Annotated in this window: 13 protein-coding genes and 1 tRNA gene; 8 read left to right on the plus strand and 6 right to left on the minus strand. The window is 67.1% G+C overall.

The window, feature by feature from the left end:
• Positions 1 to 19 precede the first annotated feature (19 nt).
• The 6 genes from KNJ79_RS05820 to KNJ79_RS05845 all read left to right on the plus strand — a co-directional run bounded on the left by KNJ79_RS05820 (position 20) and on the right by KNJ79_RS05845 (position 12,706).
• Positions 20 to 4,357 (plus strand): BapA/Bap/LapF family large adhesin, encoded by a 4,338-nt coding sequence (locus tag KNJ79_RS05820; RefSeq protein WP_317153183.1) that lies wholly within the window; start codon positions 20 to 22, stop codon positions 4,355 to 4,357.
• 163 nt (positions 4,358 to 4,520) lie between these two features.
• On the plus strand, positions 4,521 to 5,771 hold the full coding sequence (locus KNJ79_RS05825) for a TolC family protein (RefSeq protein ID WP_317153184.1): 1,251 nt from the start codon (positions 4,521 to 4,523) through the stop codon (positions 5,769 to 5,771).
• On the plus strand, positions 5,768 to 7,912 hold the full coding sequence (locus KNJ79_RS05830; RefSeq protein WP_317153185.1) for a type I secretion system permease/ATPase: 2,145 nt from the start codon (positions 5,768 to 5,770) through the stop codon (positions 7,910 to 7,912). The genes KNJ79_RS05825 and KNJ79_RS05830 overlap by 4 nt, the downstream gene beginning before the upstream one ends.
• Positions 7,909 to 9,093 carry an HlyD family type I secretion periplasmic adaptor subunit gene (locus KNJ79_RS05835; RefSeq protein ID WP_317153186.1) on the plus strand — a complete coding sequence of 395 codons (1,185 nt, stop codon included), beginning with the start codon at positions 7,909 to 7,911 and terminating at the stop codon, positions 9,091 to 9,093. The genes KNJ79_RS05830 and KNJ79_RS05835 overlap by 4 nt, the downstream gene beginning before the upstream one ends.
• A gap of 41 nt (positions 9,094 to 9,134) precedes the next feature.
• Positions 9,135 to 12,236, plus strand: coding sequence for a Mur ligase family protein (locus tag KNJ79_RS05840; RefSeq protein ID WP_317153187.1), 3,102 nt, complete (start codon positions 9,135 to 9,137; stop codon positions 12,234 to 12,236).
• Between the two features lie 20 nt (positions 12,237 to 12,256).
• On the plus strand, positions 12,257 to 12,706 hold the full coding sequence (locus tag KNJ79_RS05845; protein WP_317153188.1) for a MarR family transcriptional regulator: 450 nt from the start codon (positions 12,257 to 12,259) through the stop codon (positions 12,704 to 12,706).
• A gap of 450 nt (positions 12,707 to 13,156) precedes the next feature.
• Here KNJ79_RS05845 and KNJ79_RS05850 read toward each other — a convergent pair.
• The 3 genes from KNJ79_RS05850 to moaA form a co-directional block, all read right to left on the minus strand.
• Positions 13,157 to 13,231: transfer RNA gene (locus tag KNJ79_RS05850), tRNA-Asn, on the minus strand.
• Between the two features lie 175 nt (positions 13,232 to 13,406).
• Positions 13,407 to 14,177 (minus strand): NAD kinase, encoded by a 771-nt coding sequence (locus KNJ79_RS05855; RefSeq protein WP_089217235.1) that lies wholly within the window; start codon positions 14,175 to 14,177, stop codon positions 13,407 to 13,409.
• 29 nt (positions 14,178 to 14,206) lie between these two features.
• Positions 14,207 to 15,211 carry a GTP 3',8-cyclase MoaA gene (moaA, locus tag KNJ79_RS05860; RefSeq protein ID WP_317153189.1) on the minus strand — a complete coding sequence of 335 codons (1,005 nt, stop codon included), beginning with the start codon at positions 15,209 to 15,211 and terminating at the stop codon, positions 14,207 to 14,209.
• Positions 15,212 to 15,272: 61 nt separating this feature from the next.
• Between moaA and KNJ79_RS05865 the strand changes: the two genes are divergently transcribed.
• Entirely contained in the window at positions 15,273 to 16,469 is a 1,197-nt protein-coding gene (locus KNJ79_RS05865) for a GGDEF domain-containing phosphodiesterase (RefSeq protein ID WP_317153190.1), read from the plus strand.
• Between the two features lie 134 nt (positions 16,470 to 16,603).
• On the opposite strand, the gene mfd is transcribed toward KNJ79_RS05865, so the two are convergent.
• Positions 16,604 to 20,185, minus strand: a complete 3,582-nt coding sequence (gene mfd, locus KNJ79_RS05870) for a transcription-repair coupling factor (protein WP_317153191.1) — start codon at positions 20,183 to 20,185, stop codon at positions 16,604 to 16,606.
• Positions 20,182 to 20,442 (minus strand): FAD assembly factor SdhE, encoded by a 261-nt coding sequence (locus tag KNJ79_RS05875; RefSeq protein WP_089217232.1) that lies wholly within the window; start codon positions 20,440 to 20,442, stop codon positions 20,182 to 20,184. The genes mfd and KNJ79_RS05875 overlap by 4 nt, the downstream gene beginning before the upstream one ends.
• A gap of 159 nt (positions 20,443 to 20,601) precedes the next feature.
• Here KNJ79_RS05875 and recG point away from each other — a divergent pair, with 159 nt between their 5' ends.
• Positions 20,602 to 22,668: an ATP-dependent DNA helicase RecG gene (recG, locus tag KNJ79_RS05880; RefSeq protein WP_317153192.1), complete on the plus strand. Its 2,067-nt coding sequence runs from the start codon at positions 20,602 to 20,604 to the stop codon at positions 22,666 to 22,668.
• 42 nt (positions 22,669 to 22,710) lie between these two features.
• Here the strand turns inward: recG and KNJ79_RS05885 are convergent, their stop codons facing one another.
• Positions 22,711 to 23,052, minus strand: coding sequence for a PilZ domain-containing protein (locus KNJ79_RS05885; protein WP_089217230.1), 342 nt, complete (start codon positions 23,050 to 23,052; stop codon positions 22,711 to 22,713).
• Between the last annotated feature and the right edge of the window lie 34 nt (positions 23,053 to 23,086).

A 23,086-nucleotide genomic window follows, 5' to 3' on the forward strand; every position in this document is an offset into this window, starting at 1 on the left:
CGAACCAGGGAGCTTGATCATGGAAGCGGAGATTTTCGACAAGGCAACTGGTGAGTCGCACAGTGTCGCGCTCGATTCCATCGATCTCGATTCACCCAGCGTCGTGCGGCTGCAGTTGAGCCGAGCCGACGTCCAGAGCCTCGTGCGGCAGGGGAATGACCTTGTTATCGAGCTGCGCTCCGGAGAAACGATCCGCATCGTCGATTTCTACACCACTACGTCCGACGGGGAGGATAGCGACCTCGTCCTCCAGGAGCCCGATGGCAGCAACTGGCTCGCCAGCCCCGGCGACGGGCCGCAATTCTATGAACTGACCGACTGGGGTGAGCTTATTCCGGCATCTTCGGTCGCCGCCGAAGCAGGAGGCGCCGGAGCAGGCGTTCTGCTTCCGGTGCTCGGCCTGCTCGGTATCGGCGGCATTGCCGCCGCGGCTGGCGGCGGAGGCGGGGGAGGCGACGATTCCGATGCTGATGCGGATGCCGACGCCGACGCCGACGCCGACGCCGACGCCGACGCAGATGCCGATGCTGATGCCGATGCTGATGCCGATGCTGATGCCGATGCTGATGCCGATGCTGATGCCGATGCTGATGCCGATGCTGATGCTGATGCTGATGCTGATGCTGACGCAGATGCCGATGCAGATGCAGATGCAGATGCCGACGCTGATGTCGATCCCCCCGCCGCTCCCACGGCCGACGTCGACGATGCGACCGGTACTACGGTGACCGGCACGGGCGAGCCCGATGCGACGGTGACGGTCTACGGTCCCGACGGAACGACCGTTCTCGGCACCGGCACGGTCCAGCCCGACGGCAGTTACAGCGTCACCATACCGGCGCAAGTCGACGGCGAGGAACTGACCGTTACGCTGACGGACGCGGCCGGAAATGTTTCGGAGCCGACGACGGCCCTGGCGCCCGACCTCACCGCACCTGACGCACCGACCGCCGACGTCGATGATGCGACGGGCGCGATGGTGACGGGGGCGGGTGAACCGGGAGCGACGGTGACCGTCTATGGTCCCGACGGCACCACGGTGCTGGGCACCGGCACGGTGCAGCCCGATGGCAGCTACAGCGTCACGATCCCCGCGCAGACCGCCGGCGAAGAGCTAACGGTCACGCAAACCGATGCCGCGGGCAATGAATCGGCGCCGACGACGACGCTGGCGCCGGACTTCGCCGACGTGACGGCACCCGATGCGCCGACCGCGGATGTCGACGACGCAACCGGCGCGACGGTGACCGGCACGGGCGAGCCCGGCGCGACGGTCCACGTCTATGCTCCAGACGGGACGACGGTGCTCGGCTCGGGCGTTGTGCAGCCCGACGGCAGTTACAGCGTGGCGATCCCGGCACAGACGAACAGCGAAGAGCTGACGGTGACGCAGACCGATCCCTCGGGCAATGAGTCGCTGCCGACGACCGCCGTGGCTCCCGACCTGACCGCGCCCGATGCGCCGACCGCGGATGTTGATGACGCCACGGGAACGACAGTCACAGGCACCGGCGAGCCCGATGCGACGGTGACGGTCTATGGTCCGGACGGAACGACCGTTCTCGGCACCGGCACGGTGCAACCCGACGGAAGCTACAGCGTCACCATACCGGCACAGACTAACGGCGAGACGCTCACGGTCACGCTCACCGACGCCGCGGGCAATGAATCGCCGCCGACCGCTGCCGAAGCGCCTGACCTCACGGCGCCCGACGCGCCGACCGCCGACGTTGATGATGCGACGGGCACGACGGTGACGGGGGCGGGTGAGCCGGGAGCGACGGTGACCGTCTATGGTCCCGACGGCACCACGGTGCTGGGCACCGGCACGGTGCAGCCCGACGGCAGCTACAGCGTCACGATCCCCGCGCAGACCGCCGGCGAAGAGCTAACGGTCACGCAAACCGATGCCGCGGGCAATGAATCGGCGCCGACGACGACGCTGGCGCCGGACTTCGCCGACGTGACGGCGCCCGATGCGCCGACCGCGGATGTCGACGACGCAACCGGCGCGACGGTGACCGGCACGGGCGAGCCCGGCGCGACGGTCCACGTCTATGCTCCAGACGGGACGACGGTGCTCGGCTCGGGCGTTGTGCAGCCCGACGGCAGTTACAGCGTGGCGATCCCGGCGCAGACGAACAGCGAAGAGCTGACGGTGACGCAGACCGATCCCTCGGGCAATGAGTCGCTGCCGACGACCGCCGTGGCTCCCGACCTGACCGCGCCCGATGCGCCGACGGCCGACGTCGACGACGCGACGGGCGCGACTGTGACCGGCACGGGCGAGCCCGATGCGACGGTGACGGTCTATGGTCCGGACGGAACGACCGTTCTCGGCACCGGCACGGTGCAACCCGACGGAAGCTACAGCGTCACCATACCGGCACAGACTAACGGCGAGACGCTCACGGTCACGCTCACCGACGCGGCAGGCAATGTATCGGGGCCGACCGCCGCCGATGCTCCCGATCAGTTCGTTGCGTTCGACAATCTCGATAGTGCGGCGCTCGATCTCGTGCCCGCCACCACGGATGTCGACCTGGGCAGCGCGAATTATCTGGCGCTGCTCGCGCTCGCCGACGTCGATCTTTCGCTCGACGTCGCCGGGCTGCAGCTGCTCGGGATCGATGCGGTCACCTTCACCGTCGAGGACGGACACGAGCTCGATGCACTGTTCGAATATGGCGGTCTGCTCGATATCGGGGTTGCCGCCGACTATCAGGTCGTCGTGCAGCAGCTGATCGACGGCAATTGGGTCGGTGTCGATGGCGACGGATCGGCGACGCTGCTCGATCTCGGCCTGCTCGCCGGCGACCTGTCGGTGACCCAGGGGCTGGGAGCGGGCGAATATCGCGCTTTCGTCACCTTCGACGGGCTGGCGGGCGCCGGCGTGCTCGGTACTCTCGACGTCAGCGGGGTCGACAGCGATTATACCGATATCGCCGATGTGGTTGCGGTGACCGCCGAAGGTAATGTCATCACTGACGCCAATGCGGCGAGCGAGACCGATATCGCCGCCGCCGGTACGGTGGTGAGCAGCGTGACCGTCAACGGCGTCACGACCGATGTCACCGCCGACGCGACGGTGGTCGCCGGCGAGCATGGCACACTGGTGATCGATCTCGACGGCAGCTATGTCTATACGCCCGACGCGGACGCCGCGAACATCGGCGCCGCGGAGAGCTTTACCTACACGATCCAACGACCCGACGGCGCGCAGGAAAGCGCGACCTTGGTGATCGAGATCGGCAGCCCCGACGCCGCGCTGACATGGGGTGCGCCGGGTGACGATGCGTCCACTGGCCTGGCCGCCGCGACCGATTCTGCTACAGCGGCGGTCCTTTTTGTGAATACGGTCGATACGGTCGAAACGCCGCTCTTCACCTTGAACAACGGCATTATCGGCACCGAAAGCGACAGTGCGAACTTCACCGTCGCCGCCGACACCGAGTCGGACGCGACCGTGAATATCGCGGTGAGCAGTCTGGTGACGCTATTCCCGAGCTATACGGTGACGCTGACTGACACCGATACGGGAACGGTCATCGACACGCAGAATGTCACCGCGGTCGCCGACCTGCTCGGGCTCGTCAGCGCGTCGGCGACCTTCAGCGATCTGGCCCCGGGCAATTATAGCATCACAGTGGAGGCGGCCGGGCTCGGCACGGGCTTCGACTCCGATGTGGTCCTTTCGGAACAGGTGACGAACCTGACCGAGTTCCAGGTCGATGCCGTTGCAGCCGCCGATGGCAATCTGCTCGACAACGACGTCGCCGGATCGCCGTTCACGGCGGTGCTGGTGGACAGCGGCAGCGGCTTCACCGAGATCGGCGACACGCCGGTGACGCTGACGGGCAGCTATGGCACGCTGACGATCGACGAGGCGGGCAATTATCATTACGAGCCCGATCCGGCGTTGGCCTATTCGGCGACCGACCTGACCGAGAGCTTCGCCTATCAGATCCAGCATCCCAATGGCGAAACGGCGCAGGCCGAGCTGACCGTGACGGTCGACGCGATCGACCCCGGCGGCGTCTTGCCGGTCGCGGCGGCGAGCGCCTTTGGTGACGTCGTGATGCTTGCGGACTTCAGCGCCTCGACCATGATGACGGATGACAGCGGTTCGCCGCCCGAAGCGTTGGTCTATGACCTGTTCGAAGGGCAGGGCGATCTGGTTGAAGTCCTAGATAGCTACTTAGCAAACGAAGAAAGTTCGCTGTCCAGTAACGGGACAGGAAATTTCTCTATCGCGTCCAGTACGTCCGAAATTGTGCCGACAGTCGATGATCCGACATCCTATCTATCCGTCAATCAGGATGACGATCTGAGTTCGAATATGCACACGATTATTTAATCCTTCGCCGGTCAAATCGGTTTCCAACGGTCTTGCTCGACGACAAAAGTCGCGGGCGGACCGCAGGGGGGGACCGAACGGCGGAGGACGAATGCCGACCCGAACGCGGCCTGCTCACGGACGATTTCCCGACCTGGCACGGATTGTGCCATCCATCTTCCTGATGCCCTTGCTGCTTGGCGCTGCCGCTCCCGAGGGTGACAGCATCAGCTGGGAAGCTGCCGTGCGTGAAGCCGTCAACTGGCATCCGTCGGTCACCGAAGCCATCGCGCGTCTCAACGAACAGGCACAGGAGGTCGACGTCGCCAAAGCGGGCTATCGCCCCCAGATCAGCGGTGGCATCGGCACGGAATACGACAATCTGCGCTCCAGCCGGTGGCAACCGCGCGCCAATCTGTCCGCATCGCAGATGCTCTTTGATTTCGGGAAGGTCAAAAGTGCGGTCGCGATCGCCGACGCCGGAACGCGCGTCAGCCGCGCCGACCTGCTGCTCGCGGTCGATGGGCTCGTGCGCGACACCAGCTATGCGATCATCGAGATTCAGCGCGACATCGCGCTGCGGCAGGTGGCGGTCGATCAGCTTGCCAGCATCCGCGACATCAACGAATTGGTGCACCATCGCTACCGGCTGGGCGCGACAACCAAATCCGACGCGCTCCAGGCGCAGGCGCGCGTCCAGGCCGCCGAAGTCGCGCTTCAGGAAATCGAGGCCGAACAGGCGCGGTGGGAAAGCAATCTCGCCTATCTGCTCGGCCGCGCGGCGGCACCCCGCGTGTCGCTCGATCCGCCGGTCGGCCTCCACGGCGCATGCGATCGCGGCGATCCCGACTGGGCGATGGTGCCCGCCGTCATGCAGGCGCGCGCGGAGCGCGACGAGGCGCTGGCGGCGCTCGACCGCAGCCGCGCCGATCGCCTGCCGACCGTATCGGTCGGGGCGAACGGGGGCAGCGATCTGTTCGATCCCTTTTCGCACCGCGCCGAATACAGCTTCGGCCTCAATGTTTCGACGCCGCTCTACAGCGGCGGCGCACGCCGCGCACGCGAACGCGGTGCGGACTATGCGCTGCGCGCGGCCGACGCGGCCGAAGCGCGCGCTCGAAACGAGGTCGGCCGCCAGCTCGCCGAGGCGCATCGTCAGGTCGCGAGCCTGCGTAGCGTCGTAGAGACGCTCGCCGCGCGCCGCGACAGCATGACCGAGACCGGCCGGCTCTACCGGCTGCAATATCTCGACATGGGGACGCGCACCCTCGTCGACCTGCTCAACGCCGAACAGGAGCTTCATCAGGTCCGCTTCGACCTCGCCAACACGCGGTTCGACATCCGCCGGCTCGAGGTCAGCTGCCTGTTCCACGCCGGCGTCCAGCGCGACGTCTATGAACTAAGCGGCATGACGATAAAGGGGGTGACGCTGTGACCATCGAGGTAACCGCGCCGGCGCGTCCTTTTCAGGCCGATGCATGGGTCGAAGCGCTCCGCATCGTCGCCCATCATTATCGCCTTCCCGGCCCCGCCGAAAATTCGAAGCTCGCAAGTCTCTGGCACGAAGGGCGCGACGAGGCCGGGCGGATCGCGCTGATCGCGCGCGGCGCCGGGCTTCGCCTGCGCTTCCTGCCGGTCGCGGCCGCCAGTCTGACGCCCGAACGGATGCCGATGATCGTCGAACTCGGTGGCGGCCGCCTCGCGGTCGTGCGTTCGGTCGATGCCGAAGGCCGGGCGACGCTCGTCGCGGCGGGCGCCGAAGGACTGGAAAACGAGATCCCCGTCGACGAACTCTGCGCCTCGGCGGTCCGGCTGGTCGCCGCCCGCCCGGCGCGTGCGCTGCGCGACGCGCGCGTCGACACCTATATCCGCCCCTATGAAGAGCATTGGTTGCGCCGCATCATCTTTCGCGATGCCCGATCCTATTCGCACGTCCTGATCGCGTCGGTCGTCGCGAACACGCTGGCGCTCGCCGGGGTGCTTTTTTCGATGCAAACCTATGACCGCGTGATTCCGGCGCAATCCTTTCCCACACTTTATATTCTCTTCTTCGGCGTATTACTCGCGATCGGCTTCGATTTTCTTTTTCGTCGCCTCAGGATGCGGATCATCGACATTCTCGGCAAGCGGGCCGACCTTCGCATGTCCGACCAGGTGTTCGGCCACGCGCTCCGGGTACGCAACCGCGACCGGCCGACGTCGACGGGCGCGTTCATCGCGCAGCTTCGCGACCTCGAACAGGTGCGCGAGCTGCTGACCTCGACCACCGTCGCCGCGATCGCCGACATTCCCTTCTTCCTGCTTTTCCTGGCGATCTTCTGGCTCATCGCCGGCCCGCTCGCGGCGGTGCCGCTCGGCGCGCTCGTCCTCCTGCTCCTTCCCGGGCTGCTCGCGCAGCGCCGCCTGCGCGCCTATGCCAATGAGGCGATGCGCGAATCGTCGCTGCGCAACGCGATGCTGGTCGAGGCGGTTCAGGGCCTCGAAGACATCAAGACGCTCCAGGCCGAATCGCGCTTTCAGCAGCAATGGAATCATTTCAACGCGGCGTCGGCCGAGGCGCAGCTCAAATTGCGCGGCCTGACCAACAGCCTCACGACCTGGACGCACAATGTCCAGAACGGCGTCTATGCGACGACGATCTTCGTCGGCGCGCCGCTCGTCATGGAGGGCGAGATCACTACGGGCGTGCTCGTCGCGGCGTCGATCCTCGGCTCGCGAATGATCGCGCCCATCTCGCACGTCGCGCAGGTGCTGAACCGGTTGCAGCAGGCGCGGGTGGGGATCAACAGCCTCGATCAGATCATGGCGCTGCCCGTCGACGATCCCGACGACGAACACCGCATCCAGCTGCCGGCAATCGCGGGGGGATATACCTTTCATTCGGCGGTGTTCCGCTATGCCGATCCCAATTCGCCGCCGGCGCTCTCGATCGCCAACCTACGGATCGATCCGGGCGAAAAGATCGCGATCCTCGGCCGAAACGGCGCCGGCAAATCGACGCTGCTGCAGGGCTGTTCGGGGCTGCTGCACCCGATATCGGGCGAAATATTGCTCGACGGCTTCGCCCTGCATCAGATCGACCCCGCCGACGTGCGGCGCGACGTCGGCCTGCTCGGCCAGGGCAGCCGCCTCTTTCACGGCACGATCCGCGAAAATCTGACGCTCGGCCGGCCGCAGGCGACCTGCGACGAGATCATGGCGGTGCTCGCGATGGTCGGCGCCGACGATTTCATCCGCCGCTCGCGCGCGGGGCTCGAACAGATGATCCTCGAGGGTGGCTTGGGCCTTTCGGGCGGGCAGATTCAGGCGCTGCTGCTCGCACGCCTGCTCGTTCGCGAGCCCAATGTCGTGCTGCTCGACGAACCGACGGCGTCGATGGACGAGGCGACCGAGCGGCTGTTCATCGAGCGCTTCAAGGCCTGGAGCCGGTCCCGGACGGTGCTCATCGCGACGCACCGGATGCGCGTGCTCGACCTCGTCGACCGCATCATCGTCATCCACAATGGCGCGGTCGCACTCGACGACGCCAAGGCGGCGGCGCTGCGAACGATGCAGGGCAGGGGCAAGGCGGCATGAGCGAAGCGGTCGCCACCGAAGACTGGCTCGCCGAGGATGCCGACAAGGGGCTTCGGTCCGCGACCCGGCCGGTCTGGCTACTCGCCGCGCTCTTCGTCGCCGGGCTCGTCTGGGCTTGGTTCGCCGAGCTCGACGAGGTCGCGACGGGCGGCGGGCGCGTCGTCCCGACGTCGCGCGAACAGGTGATCCAGTCGCTTGAGGGCGGCATCCTCTCGAAACTGTTCGTGCGTCAGGACATGATCGTCGAACCCGGGCAGATATTGGCGCAGCTCGACCCGACGCAGGCGGGCTCGACGGTCGAGGAGAGCGCGGCCAAATATCGCGCCGCGCTCGCAGCCTCGGCGCGGCTGCGCGCCGAGGTCAACCAGACCGCGCTCAGCTTTCCCTCCGAACTCGACGAATTTCCCGACCTGAAAGCCGAGGAACAGCGGCTCTACGAAGCGCGGCGGAGCAGCCTTGCCGCGTCGCTCGGGCTGCTCGATGAATCGATCGCGCTCATCCGCAGGGAACTCGCGATCGGCGAATCGCTGATCGAGGTTGGCGCGGCGAGCAATGTCGAGGTGCTGCGACTCAAGCGCCAGCTCGCCGATCTTCAGCTGAAGAAGGCCGACCTGCGCTCGCAATATATCGTCGAGGCGCGGCAGGAACTCGCGCATGCCGACGAAGAGGTAAAGGCGCTGGCCCCGGTCGTGCGCGGGCGCTCCGATACGCTCCAACGGCTGACGCTACGTTCGCCGGTGCGCGGCATCGTCAAGAGTATCGAAGTATCGACGAAAGGCGGGGTGATCCCGCCGAACGGCCGGATCATGGAAATCATCCCGCTCGATGACCAGTTGATGATCGAGGCGCGCATGGCGCCTCGCGACATCGCCTTCATCCATCCGGGCCAGCGCGCCACGGTGAAGATCACCGCCTATGACTATTCGATCTATGGCGGGCTCGACGGCATCGTCACGACCATTTCGCCCGACACCATCCGCGACGAGGTGCAGCCCGAAGTCTTCTATTATCGCGTCTTCGTCCGCACCAAGGCCGACGCGCTCGTCAACAAGCAGGGCAAGCGCTTTCCGATCGTTCCGGGGATGATCGCCACGGTCGATATTCACACCGGCAAGAAAACGGTGCTGCAATATCTGGTCAAGCCGCTCAACCGCGCCGGGGAGGCGCTGCGCGAGAGGTGAGCGCGGCGTTCGCCTCCCGGCTCGCAGCATTGCGCGCAGCGTTGGGTGATATTTCGCCCGTCGTCACGGGGGGAGCGAAACGTGTCATCGTCTTTCTGTCTTGGACCGATGGCACGCAGCGGGCGACCGTCCGCACCGTCGCGGGCGCCGATGCCGACGACGCATGGCGCCGCGTCGAAGCCGAGCTGACGGCGGAAGGCGCGGATGCGCGCTGGCTGCGCGTCGAATGGGTCGATGCTGTCGAGCGCACGACATGGGGCGCGCTGCGCGAGCGGCTGAAAGATATCAAACGCAATTATTTCCGCCTCGGCATTTCGCTCGACGCGGCGTTCGGGCAGGCGTTTCTCGAAACCGAACTCAACGCCAATGCGATGCTCTATGGCGGCCCGCGCGAAGCAGCGGCGGCCATCAACGAGCGCAATTTCCGCCTCTATGCCGAGCGTCGCCTTGGCGCCTGCGACATCTCCTTTGCCGACGACCGCCGCATCTGGCTGTTCACGACGCGCGGCGCCTTCGTCGGCGAGGATGATGTCGTCCACGAAATTCGCGGCAAGGGCCTCGAAGCCGGGCGGCGGACCCTGCCACCGCTCGACGCCGCCGCGACCTTGGGGCTGATCGAGCGCGGGAGCCGTTATCTGGCGTCGCAGGTCGGCGATGACGGCCGTTTCGCCTATGGCTGGCATCCCTGTTTCGACCGCCCGATCGCCGCCTATAACGCCCTGCGCCACGCGAGCACGCTCTATGCGATGCTCGAGGCGTGGGAGGTCACGCGCGACCCTGCACTGAAGGCCGCGATCGACCGCGCGCTTGAGTATCTGACATCGCATCTGATCCGCGCGGGGCCGCTCCCCGGCGGCGAGGCGGCAGCGTTCCTCGTCGACGCCGGCGACGAGATCAAGCTCGGCGGCAACGCGGTCGCGATCCTCGCCCTGGCCAAATATCGCCAACTCACCGGCGACCATCGGCACGCGGGCCTCTGCGACGGTCTCGCCCGCACGATCGTCTATATGCAGAATCCGGTCAGCGGCCGCTTCGTCCATGTGCTCAACTATCCGGCGCTCGACGTGAAACAGTCGATACGGATCATCTATTACGACGGCGAGGCGGCCTTTGCGCTGGTGCGGCTGTTCGGCACTACCGGTGAGCGGCGGTGGCTTGAGGCCGCCGAACTGGCCTTCGACCATTTCGTGCGCGCCGAGCATTGGAAAGCGCATGACCACTGGCTGAGCTACTGCATCAACGAACTGACGGAACATGATTCGTCCGAGGCCTATTTTCGCTTTGGCCTCGACAATGTGCGCGACCATCTCGACTTCGTTCTCGAGCGCATCACCACCTTTCCGACGCTGCTCGAACTGATGATGGCAGCGGCGAAGATGATCGGCCGGCTGCGCGGCGACCCGGCGCGCGCGCATCTGCTCGACGGTTTCGATCTGGCGCACTTCCACAAGGCGCTGCACCACCGCGCGAACTATCTGCTCAACGGACATTTCTGGCCCGAGCTGGCGATGTTCTATGCGCGGCCCGACCGGATCGCGGGTAGCTTCTTCATCCGGCACCATGGCTTTCGCGTCCGCATCGACGATGTCGAACATTATCTCTCGGGACTGGTCGCCTATCGCGCCCATCTACTCGCGGGCGATTGCGGCGAGGAGGCGGCCGACCCGCGCGACCCGACGGTTCACTGGACCGCGGAGCATGTGGCACGCGCGACGGGCGGCCGCTGGCTGCGCCCGCCGCCGCCCGACTGGTCGGCGACCGGGCTGTGCATCGCGCCGGCGACGATGATGGCGGGCGACATGGTGGCGGTGCGGCGCCGCGAGGGCGAGGTCGGGGTGCCGGTGTCATGGCTCGCGCGCTTGCCGGCGGCACCCGCCGCGCTTCTCGTCGCCGGCGGGACCGACGACCTTCCCGGCGGCGCGCCCTTGTTGCATGTCGAGGATAGCGGGACGGCGGTTCTGGCGCTCGGCCGCTACGCGCGCGCGCAGATGAGCGGGCGGGTTCTTGCGGTGACGGGGAGCGCGGGCAAGACCACCGCTGTCGCGATGCTCGCGCATGCGCTGGCAGCCTATGGCGCGGTCGGTCAGACCCGGCACAATGCCAATTTGCCGCACGGTATCGCCTGGAATCTCGCTTCGATCCCTTGGCCGACCCCCCATGTCGTACTGGAGCTCGCGATCGGCCGGATGGCGCGCAACGCCCGGCTGACGCGCCCCGACATCGCGATTTTCACGAACATCCTTCCCGCCCACCTTGAATATCATGGCGACCTCGCCACCGTCGCGGGTCGCAAGAGCGCGATTTTCGAGGGCATGGCGCCGGGCGGCACCGCGGTTCTCAATCGCGAGATGGCCGAGTGGGAACGCGTCCATATGGCGGCGAAGATGCGCGGCCTTGAGATCGTCCACTATGGGCGGTCGGCGGGATGTCCGTTCCGCCTGCTCGGCTATGACGCCTCGCGCCGTCTTGTCCGCGCGGCGATCTTCGGAACCGAGCGGCGCTACCTGCTGGGCGCGGCGGGCGAGCATATGGCGCTCAACAGCCTCGCGGTCCTCGCCGCCGTTGCCGCCGCAGGGCACGACATCGAGCCCGCTATCGCCGCGCTCGATCGCTTCTCACCCCTCGCGGGCCGCGGCGAGCAGAGCGTGCTGCGTCTCGGGACGCGGCGCATTACGCTGATCGACGAGGGGTATAACGCCAATCCCGGTTCGATGGCCGCGGCACTGGCGCTGCTGCGCGACTGGCGTGGATCCGGCCGCAAGATCGTCGTTCTGGGCGAAATGCGCGAGCTCGGCCCCGATGCCCAAGCCTGGCACGCCGGGCTGGCGCCGCTGATCGCCGCGAACCGGATCGACCGCGTCCACGCGGTCGGCGACCTCTATGCCGCGTTCTGGCATGCGCTCCCCGAAGAGCGCCGCGGGCGCCATGTCGAGGCGCCCGAAGCGCTCGAAGCGATACTCGTCGAAGAATTGCGCGATGGCGACGTGCTCCTGCTCAAAGGGTCGCACGGCAGCCTGATTCATGAACTGGTCGATCGGCTGAAGGAGGTGGGCTGCCGCGACGGCGACGAAGACGATGCGAAACGAACGAAACTGGCGGCTTCGACGGTGGGTGCGTCGGGGCCTCTCGAAGCGGGACCTTAACACGACAAGGGGTTAGAGCCATGTACAGCCACGATGACACCCAATCCTCCGCCCGGCCGTCGGAGGGCGCGCAGCGCGCCGTCGAGTCGCTCTCGGAAGCCGCGGCGAGAAAGGTCAGCGTGGCCGAGCGTCAGCTTGTGGAGGGCGCACGGCAGCTGCTCCGGGCGCGGCTGAAAATGGCGCGGCATTTGCCCAAGGGCCTGCTTCGGGATTCGGCGTGGGACATGATCCTCGAACTCTTCATCGCGCACGAGGAGGGCGGCATCGTTTATGTGAAGCAGCTGACATTGAGCTCGGGCGAATCGGCAGCGGCGGCGATCCGGCGCATCGATCGGCTGGAAGAGGCGGGGCTGATCGAGCGTTTTCCCGACCCGCTCGACGGCCGCCGCGTCATCGTGCGGTTGCAGGAGCGTGGACGCGACGCGATGCTCGCGATGCTGATGCAGATATTCCGGACCGAAGAAGACTGATCCATTCGCAATGGAATCTCACACTCGAATTTGTCGGCGATACGTGCGGTATTCTCGGGTTTCCATGCCGATCGCGCGAATAACACCGCCGACTACCGGGCTTGACTCTATCGAGAAATAGTCACTTGCATTCGCTTGAGGCGCACATTTTCAGCTGCTCCAGCTAACCTGCGACAGAAAAATTGTGAAATTGGGCCAGCACGAAGTCGACGGACTTGCGCCGATTGCCGAGCGATTGCCGTCCGCAACCACGCCGCGCGCGATCAGGAGTCTGAGGCAGACCGGGTGGACTTTGTTCACCGACAAATTGGCACGACTATCCATGCCAATTTTTATGTCGCTTACCGCCCGGCCACGGGCTCGCCAAATTGGCGTTGTTTATAAGCAGCGTGGGGGAAGAAGCGGCATTGCAAATGAAATGCCCCGCAATATCAATGCTATATAAGAGAATGGCTCCCCGGGCAGGATTCGAACCTGCGACCAATCGATTAACAGTCGATTGCTCTACCGCTGAGCTACCGAGGAGCAGCCCGCCGTGGCGGGCGAGGCGCCCCTTTGCCGCCGCTCGCGCGATTTTGCAAGGGGGTTTTGGAATAATTCGGCCGATAAAGCGGCACCGGCCCGCTCCCCTCCCGGCCTCCCTCACGATAGTAACCTATGGGAGGCCGAGAGGGGAGCGGGCCGGTGCCGCTTCCCCGAATCAAACGATGAACTGCTCCATCGCGATGCGCTCGTCGAGCCCCTGGTCGGGGTCGAAGAGCAGGGTCAGCGGCCGGCTGCGGTCGGTGGTCACCGCCACCGTCTTGACCTCGCGGATTTCGCGCTGGTCGGCGACCGCGCTGACCGGGCGCTTCGCGGCTTCGCGGACGTTGAAGCGGATGCTCGTCGATTCGGGGACGAGCGCGCCGCGCCAGCGCCGTGGGCGGAAGGGGCTGATCGGCGTGAGCGCGAGCAGGTCGGAACCGAGCGGCAGGATCGGGCCGTTGGCCGAGAGATTATAGGCGGTCGATCCCGCCGGGGTCGCGACGAGCACGCCGTCGCAGGCGAGTTCCTCGAGCATCGTGCGCTCGTTGATCAGCACCTCGAGCTTGGCCGCCTGACGAGTTTCGCGGAGCAGCGAAATCTCGTTGATCGCGGGCAGGATGTGACGCTCGCCGCTGATCGTGGTGATGTCGCCCTGCAAGGGATGGATCAGGAAGGTGCGCGCCGCAGCAAGGCGGTCGAGCAGCCCCTCGACGCGGAACTCGTTCATCAGAAAGCCGACGGTGCCGCGATTCATCCCGAAAACGGGCAGCGTGCGTCGCTGATCGAGCAGCTGGTGCAGCATCGCGAGCAGGAAGCCGTCGCCGCCAAGCGCGATCAGCAGATCGGCCTCGGCTAGATCGACGAAATCGTAGAGCGGCCGCAATTCGGCCTCGGCCTCTTGCGCGGCGGGCGCGTTCGACGCGACGAGCGCGATCTTGCGTTGCATTTTGGTCCGGTCCCCCTTGGGGCGGCCGGTCAGCCGCCCGTGGCACTCATATGGCGCGCGACCGCCGGTTGCGATTCTCTTGTGATGACAAAGTCATGCGCGAGCGGTTTGCCAGCGAGCGCGGCGTCGATCAAGCCATCGACGTCGTCGCCCTCGCGCAGCGCCGCGCGCAGGTCGACATGATCGTCCTGGCCGAGGCACATGTAGATGCGCCCCTCGACCGTGAGGCGGATGCGGTTGCAGCTCGCGCAGAAATTGTCCGATAGCGGGGTGATGAGGCCGAGCGTCACCGGGCTGTCCTCGACCTCGAAATAGCGCGCCGGGCCGCCGGTGCGCTTGACGATCGGGGAGATTGCGCGCTCGGCGCGCAGCGGCGCGACGAACTGGTGAAGCGGGATATAATGGTCGCTGCGATCGTCCGCGACCTCGCCGAGCGGCATCGTTTCGATGAGCGTCAGGTCGCAGCCGTTCGCCGCGCACCAGCCCAGCATCGGCAGCAGCTGGTCCTCGTTGAGTCCCGCGAGCGCGACCATGTTGATCTTGACTGCCAGGCCTGCCATACGCGCCGCCTCGATGCCGCGCAGCGCAACCGACAGGTCGCCGACGCGCGTGATGTGGCGAAAGGCCTGCGGGTCGAGCGTGTCGAGGCTGACGTTGATGCGGCGCACACCCGCCGCGGCGAGCATCGACGCATGGTCGGAGAGCCGCATCGCGTTGGTGGTGAGGGTGAGCTCGTCGAGCCCATCCCCGATCAGCGCCCCGAGCCGCATCGCGAGGGTGTCGATCCCGCGCCGGACGAGCGGCTCGCCGCCGGTCAGGCGGATGCGGCGGACGCCGCGCGCGACGAATCGGGTCGCGAGATCGCCCATTTCCTCGATGCTGAGCACCGCGGATTTGGGCAGGAAGCTCATATCCTCGGCCATGCAATAGCGGCAGCGCAGGTCGCAGCGGTCGGTGACCGACAGGCGCAAATAGCTGATCCGGCGGCCATAGCCGTCGGTGAGCGCGTCGGAACGGGGCGAATTCGCGGCCATCGCGCCGATACTGGTGCAAAAGGGAAGGGATTGGCAAGCAAAGCCTGTTATGGGCGCGGCAATGAATCATAGTGCCGACCCCAATGCGGCGGGAATCCGCCACCTCGACGCGCTGCACGCGCGCCACGACGCCGACATCGGGGTGATCCTGGTGCAGATCGACCAGCTCGCGCGGATCAACCACAGCGCGGGCACCGAAACCGGCGACGCGCTGCTCGAAGAGGTCGGGCGCCGGCTCTCCACCTTTGCGCGCAACGAATTCGGCCCCGGGTCGAGCGTCGACCGGCTCGAAGGGCCGCGATTCCTGATCGCGCCGGCGGCGCCGCAGTCGCTCGCCGCGCTCCAGGCGCAGGAACGCGCGCTGCACGTTGCGCTCGCCGAACCGATGGTCGGCGATCCCAACGGGCGGCTCGCCATCCGGATCGCGACCGCGCTGATCACGCGCGACGAGCCGGTGGGCGATCAGCTGCGCACCGCGACCGACCAGCTCGCGCGCCCCGCCTCGGCGCGCGACGGCGCGATGGTCAAGGCGGCACTGTCGCGCGGCGAGGTCGCGATCTTCTATCAGCCGCAATATGACGTCGCGACCGGCGCGATGGTCGGGGTCGAGGCGCTGCTGCGCTGGCGCCATCCCGAGCTGGGGCTGCTCGGGGCGGGGCCGCTCGTGACTGCGGCGCGCGCGGCGCGGATGGAGCGCGAGCTGACCGAACATGCCCACCGCGTCGCGCTCGCCGAAGTTGCGGCGTGGCCCAGGGCGCTCGCGAAGCTGCGCGTCTCGCTCAACATCACCGCCGCCGATCTCGGCGATCCCGACTTCGCCGACCGGCTCGCGGCGATGGTCAAGGCGGCGAAGGTCGACCCCGACCGGCTGACCCTCGAACTCACCGAACAGGCGATGCTCAGCGATCCGGCGAGCGCAGCGCAGCAACTCGCGCAGATTCGCGCGCTCGGCTGCGCGATCGCGATCGACGATTTCGGCACCGGCTATTCGAGCCTGTCGCTGCTCGCGCGGCTGCCGATCGACTATCTGAAGATCGACAGCGGCTTCACCCGCACGATCGACGGCAGCGACCGCGACCGCATCGTCGTGCGCGCGATCGTCGATCTGGCGCGCGCGCTGGGCTTGCTCGTCGTCGCGGAGGGCATCGAACAGGAAAGCCAGCTTGCGCGATTGAAGGACCTCGGCGTCGCGACGTGGCAGGGGTTTCTGAAATCGGGGCCGGTGCCGGGCGAGGAATTGCCGGGGTTGATGGAATAGATAAGCCAGTCCCCTGAAGGGCCGGGCATCCCCGTTGCATCCATAGCCTCGTCATTGCGAGCAAAGCGAAGCAATCCAGGGCAGCCTTGCACCACTCTGGATTGCTTCGCTTCGCTCGCAATGACGATCTTCGGCTACGCCGCCTGCTTCGCGAGCTTGCCCAGCCCCTTCGACAATTGCAGCGCGCCGTTGAGGCGCGCGGCCGCGCTCGCCCACTCGCCGCTCACCGACAGCCGGTTGTCGGGGCGGATACGCGCGCGGCCCTTCAGCCGTTCGACATAGGCGATCAGGCCGGGGACGTTGGCGAACGCATCGCCATGGAACGACACCAGCGCGCCCTTGGCGCCGACATCGAGCTTGGCGATTCCGGCAGCCTTCGCATTCGCCTTGATCTCCATCAGCTGGATCAGGTTCGCGGTCTCGGGTGGCAGCGGGCCGAAGCGGTCGATCATCTCGGCGGCGAAGGCGTCGAGCGCCGCGCGATCCTCGGCCTCGTTGAGACGGCGATAGAGCGCCATGCGCAGCGGCAGGTCGGGGACATAGTCCTCGGGGATCAGGATCGGCGCATCGACGGTGATGACGGGCGACAGCGCCTCGCGCGGCGGCGCGACCCCGGCACCCTCGGCCTTGGCGACGAGGATCGCCTCCTCGAGCATCGACTGATAGAGTTCGAAGCCGACCTCGCGAATATGCCCCGATTGCTCGTCGCCGACGAGATTGCCCGCGCCGCGAATGTCGAGATCGTGGCTCGCGAGCTGGAAGCCCGCGCCCAATGTGTCGAGATCGCCGAGCAGTTTCAGCCGCTTTTCGGCGGTGTCGGTGATGCCGCCGCTCTCGGGCGTCGTCAGATAGGCATAGGCGCGCGTCTTCGATCGCCCGACGCGGCCGCGAAGCTGATAGAGCTGCGCGAGGCCGAAGCGGTCGGCGCGGTGGACGACCAGCGTATTGGCGCTTGGAATATCGAGCCCCGATTCGACGATCGTCGTCGAAACGAGCACGTCATATTTGCGGTCGTAAAAGGCGCTCATCCGCTCCTCGACCTCGCCCGCGCCCATCTGGCCGTGCGCGACGACATATTTGACCTCGGGCACGCGGGTGCGCAGAAATTCCTCGATGTCGGGCAGATCCTTGATGCGCGGAGTGACAAAGAAGCTCTGGCCGCCGCGGTCGTGCTCGCGCAGCAGCGCCTCGCGGATCACCACCGGGTCCCACGGCGCGACATAGGTGCGCACCGCGAGCCGATCGACGGGGGGCGTCTGGATCACCGAAAGCTCGCGCAGCCCCGACATCGCCATCTGAAGCGTGCGCGGGATCGGCGTCGCGGTCAGCGTCAGCACATGAACGTCGGCCTTCAGCTGCTTGAGCCGTTCCTTGTGGACGACACCGAAGCGCTGCTCCTCGTCGACGATGACCAGGCCGAGGCGCTGAAACTCGACCGCTTTTGCGAACACCGCATGGGTGCCGACGACGATGTCGATCTGCCCGCTCGCAAGGCCGTCGCGCGTCTTTGCCGCTTCGGCGGCGGGGACGAGGCGCGACAGGCGGCCGATGTTGATCGGGAAGCCTTTGAAGCGCTCGGCGAAATTGGTGAAATGCTGGCGCGCGAGCAGGGTGGTCGGGCAGACGACCGCGACCTGCATCCCCGCCATCGCCGCGACGAAGGCGGCGCGCAGCGCCACCTCGGTCTTGCCGAAGCCGACATCACCGCAGACGAGGCGGTCCATCGGGCGGCCCGAGGCCATGTCGGCAAGCACGTCGCCGATCGCGCGGTCCTGGTCGTCGGTTTCCTGATAGGGGAAGCGGTCGGCGAAGGCGGGATAGGCGGCGTCGGCGGCCATCACTTCGCCGGGGCGGAGCGCACGCTGCGCCGCAGTCGCGAGCAGTTCGCCCGCAATTTCGCGGATGCGCTCCTTCATCCGCGCCTTGCGCCGCTGCCACGCCTCGCCGCCCAGCTTGTCGAGCGCGACGCCCTCGCTCTCGCCGCCGTAGCGCGAGAGGACGTCTAGATTTTCGACGGGGACATAGAGCTTGTCGCCGCCCGCATAGGTCAGCGCGACGCAATCGTGCGGGCTGCTGCCCACCGGGATCGAGGTCAGTCCTTCGTAGCGGCCGATGCCATGGTCGAGGTGGACGACGAGATCGCCGACGCTGAGCGTCGCGAGTTCGGCGAGAAAGGCGTCGGCGCTCTTGCGGCGTTTCTGGCGGCGGACGAGGCGTTCGCCGAGGATGTCCTGCTCGGTGAGCAGGCTGATCGCGTCGGACGCGAAGCCATGGTCGAGCGGGAGGACGATGAGCGCGACGTTGCCTGTCCCCCTCCCGCTTGCGGGAGGGGTCAGGGGAGGGCTTGTCTCGTTGGCGCGCTCCGCAACAGGCCCTCCCCCGACCCCTCCCGCAAGCGGGAGGGGGGAAGCCAGGCCGAGAGCTTCCTGCCACGTCTCGGCCTGCACCAGCCCCGTGACCCCATGCTCCTTCAGCAGCCCGGCCAACCGGTCGCGCGCACCGCCCGAATAGCTGGCGATGATCGTGCGGCGCCCCTTGCGGCGCTCATCGGCCAGATGGTCGGCGACCTTGTCGTAGACATTGAGGTCGGCGGTCCGCTCCGGAGTGAAATCGCGCGCCGCGAAACTTTCGAGGTCGAGCACGCTCGCCGCTTCGGGCACGTCGAACGGCGTGACGACATGGACGGGGCGCGCCGCCTCGGCGTCGCTCCATTCGGCTGCGGTCAGATAGAGCGCCTCCGGTGCCAGCGGGCGATAGCTGCCTGCCTGCTCCTGCTCGGCGGCGACGCGGTTGGCATGATAGTCGCGGATCGCCTCGAAGCGCGTCTCGGCAGTCGCGTCGGTGCGGTGACCGCGCAGCACCGGGGTCGCGGCGTCGATATGGTCGAGCAGCGTCGCGAGCCGTTCCTCGAACAGCGGCAGCCAATGGTCCATGCCCGCCTGCCGCCGCCCTTCGCTCACCGCCTGATAGAGCGGATCGCCCGTCGCCTGCGCGCCGAACAATTCGCGATAGCGCGTGCGGAAGCGCTTGATCGTCGCCTCGTCGAGGAGGGTTTCGGCAGCGGGGAGCAATTGCAGCGCCTTGGCGGGGCCAAGGCTGCGCTGGTCGGCGGGGTCGAAGCGACGGATGCTTTCGATCTCGTCGCCGAAGAAATCGACCCGCAGCCCCGCCTCCTCGCCGGCGGGGAAGAGGTCGACGAGGCTGCCGCGCACGGCGAATTCGCCCTGGTCGGCGACGGTATCGACGCGGTTGAAGCCATTTGCGACGAGCAGTTCGGCGAGCGCGTCGCGGTCGATGCGCTGGCCGGCGGCCAGCGTCGTCGCGAGCTGGCGGATGCGAAAGGGGGTGAGCGTGCGCTGGGTGATCGCAGCAACGGTGGTCAGGATCAATTCGCCGCGCTTGGGCGTCGCCTGCAACGCCGACAGCGTCGCCAGCCGGTCGGCGCTGACGCGCATCGAGGGGCCCGCGCGGTCGTAGGGCAGGCAATCCCACGCGGGAAAGCGATGGACGATGAGGTCGGGGGCGAAGAAGGGGGCGGCGTCGGCCACCGCCTGCATCGCGGCGTCGTCGGTCGCGACGTAGAGCATTCTCTTGTCGCTTGCGCGCGCGAGGTCGGCGAGCAGCAGCGGCAGAAAGCCGTCCGCCGCGCGCGCGAGCGTCAGCGGCGCCGATGCCTGCCCGATGGCGGCGAAAATGTCGGCGGCAGGGCGAGTCACGGGAGCGGTATATAATCGAGCCGGCGCATCGCGGCGATCAGGTCGGGACGGTCGAGATGCGACGGCGGCGCGCCGGTGCCGAGCGCCCAGCCCATGATGTCGACGTCATCCTCGTCGCACACCGCCTCGAACCACGCGATTTCCTCGTCGCTCCAGCCGGGCGAATAGCGGTCGAAAAAGCCGCCGATCATATAATCGGCTTCGCGCGTGCCGCGGTGCCAGGCGCGGAATTTCAGGCGTTTCAGGCGGTCTTGCATGGCGGGCCTTTTAGAGCGGTTCTGAGATTTGCCCACGGTCATTTCCCAACCCGTTCGCATCGAGCGAAGTCGAGATGCCCATCGGCCCGGCGCTTGCCTTCGAGGTGTCTCGACTTCGCTCGACACGAACGGAAAGGCGAGGCTAGACATGCCCTAGCCATGCGACCCGAAATCCTCAACCCGCTCTTTGCCGCGCTCACCGACCTCAAGGGCGTCGGGCCGCAGCTCGCCAAGCCGCTCGCGCGGCTGGGGCTCGAGCGGGTGGTCGACGTGCTGTTCCATCTACCGACCGGGCTGATCTCGCGCGTGCCGGTCGACCGGCTCGACGATGCGCAGCCGGGGCAGACGGTCATCGTCGATGTGACCGCGCAGGACTATCGCCCCGGCCGTAGCCCGCGTGCGCCCTTTGGCGTCGAGGCGTTCGACCGCGCGGGCGATCATGTGCGGCTCGTCTATTTCGGGCGGACGTCGGGCCTCGCGCGCAAGCTGTTCCCGCTTGGCGAGATGCGCCGCGTGTCGGGGCGGCTCGACCTTTATGGCGACATGCGCCAGATCGTCCATCCCGACCATGTCGCCGAACCGGACGATGCCGATGCGATCGCGGTTCACGAGCCGGTCTATCCGCTGACCGAAGGGCTGACCAATGCGCGGCTGTCGCAGCTTGCCGCGGTGGCGCTCGAGCGGCGGCCCGAACTCGCCGAATGGATCGACGCGCCCCTGCTCGCGAGTCGCGGCTGGCCCGCCTGGCGCGAGGCGGTCGAGCGCGCCCACGCGAGCCCGCGCGACGAGGCGGCGCGCGACCGGCTCGCCTATGACGAGATTTTCGCCAGCCAGGTCGCGCTGATGCTGATCCGGCAGGGACTGCGCACGCGCAAGGGGCGCGCGGTGCGCGGCGACGGGCGGTTGACCGGCGCGCTCAAGCTGCCGTTCGGGCTGACGGGGGCGCAGGAGCGCGTCGGGCGCGAGATCGCCGGCGACATGGCGCAGGACACGCCGATGCTGCGGATGCTGCAGGGCGATGTCGGGTCGGGCAAGACGCTGGTGGCGCTGCGCGCGATGCTGAGCGCGGTCGAGGCGGGGACGCAGGCGGCGCTGCTGGCTCCCACCGAAATCCTCGCGCGCCAGCATCATGCGACGCTGCAGTCGATGCTCGCGGGGCTGCCGGTCAATCTCGCGATCCTCACCGGCCGCGATAAGGGACGCGTGCGCGAATCGACGCTGATGGGGCTGGCGGACGGCAGCATCGACATCCTTGTCGGCACCCATGCGATCTTTCAGGAGGCCGTGAACTACCGCGATCTCGCGCTCGTCGTCGTCGACGAACAGCATCGCTTCGGTGTCGCGCAGCGGCTGATGCTGACGAGCAAGGCGGCGCGCCCGCCGCACCTGCTGGTGATGACTGCCACGCCGATCCCGCGCACTTTGCAACTCGCCAACCATGGCGAGATGGACGTGTCGCAAATCGACGAAATGCCGCCGGGGCGCACCCCGGTCGACACGCGTGTGGTGTCGGTCGAGCGGCTGGGCGAGGTCGTCGAGGCGCTCGAACGCCATCTCGCGAGCGGCGCGCAGGCCTATTGGGTGTGCCCGCTGGTCGCCGAAAGCGAGGCGAGCGAACTCGCCGCGGCCGAGGAACGCGCGGCGCTGCTGCGCGCGCGGCTCGGCGATGCGCGCGTCGGGCTCGTCCACGGCCGGATGAAAGGCCCCGACAAGGATGCGGTGATGGCGCGCTTCGAGGCGGGCGAGATCGGGGTGCTCGTTGCGACGACGGTGATCGAGGTCGGAGTCGATGTCCCGGCGGCGAGCCTGATGATCGTCGAACATGCCGACCGTTTCGGCCTCGCGCAGCTCCACCAGCTGCGCGGGCGCGTCGGGCGCGGCACCGCGAAATCGGTATGCCTGCTGCTGCGCTCGCCGAATCTTTCGGAAACCGCGCGCGAGCGGCTCGCGCTGATGCGCGAGACGAACGACGGGTTCGTGATCGCCGAAAAGGATCTGGAGCTGCGCGGCGGCGGCGAGCTTCTCGGGCTCAAACAGTCGGGCGACGCCGATTACCGGCTCGCGAGCCCCGAACAGCTCGTGCGGCTGCTCCCGGTCGCGCACGACGATGCGCGGCTGTTCGTCGAGCGCGACGGCGGTATGGAGGGCGCGCGCGGCGAGGCGGTGCGCCTTTGCCTCTATCTCTTCGAACGCGACGCGGCGGTGCCGCTGCTGCGGAGTGGTTAGGCATTCAAGCCCCTCCCCTTCAGGGAGGGGGATTCTTCAGGCTTAATTCACGTCCCCACGCGCGCCCATCGCGCGGATCGTCGGCAGATAATCCTCGACCGAGATCATCTTTTCGAACTGCACGCCGGTCTTGCCGCCGAGCGACCAGATCACCTTGGCGGCGACACGGCCGACGATCGGCATCCGGAAGACGACAAGGTCGCCGGGTTCGAGCCCGCGCTCGAAGCGCATCAGCAGGCCGTCGGCGCTGATATTGACGCAGGTACACATTTCCTGGCGCCCGTCGGGCATCACGAAGGGCAGGCGGCAATAAACGTCGCTACGCGGCGAAAGCCGCTGATCCAGGCCGACATAGTGGGCCTTGTTGGTGTCGATCTTGCGCATAATCCTAACCTTGCTGGTCTGGCGGGAAGGATCA

The organism is Sphingopyxis indica (assembly GCF_032879645.1).
Classification (GTDB): Bacteria; Pseudomonadota; Alphaproteobacteria; order Sphingomonadales; family Sphingomonadaceae; genus Sphingopyxis; species Sphingopyxis indica.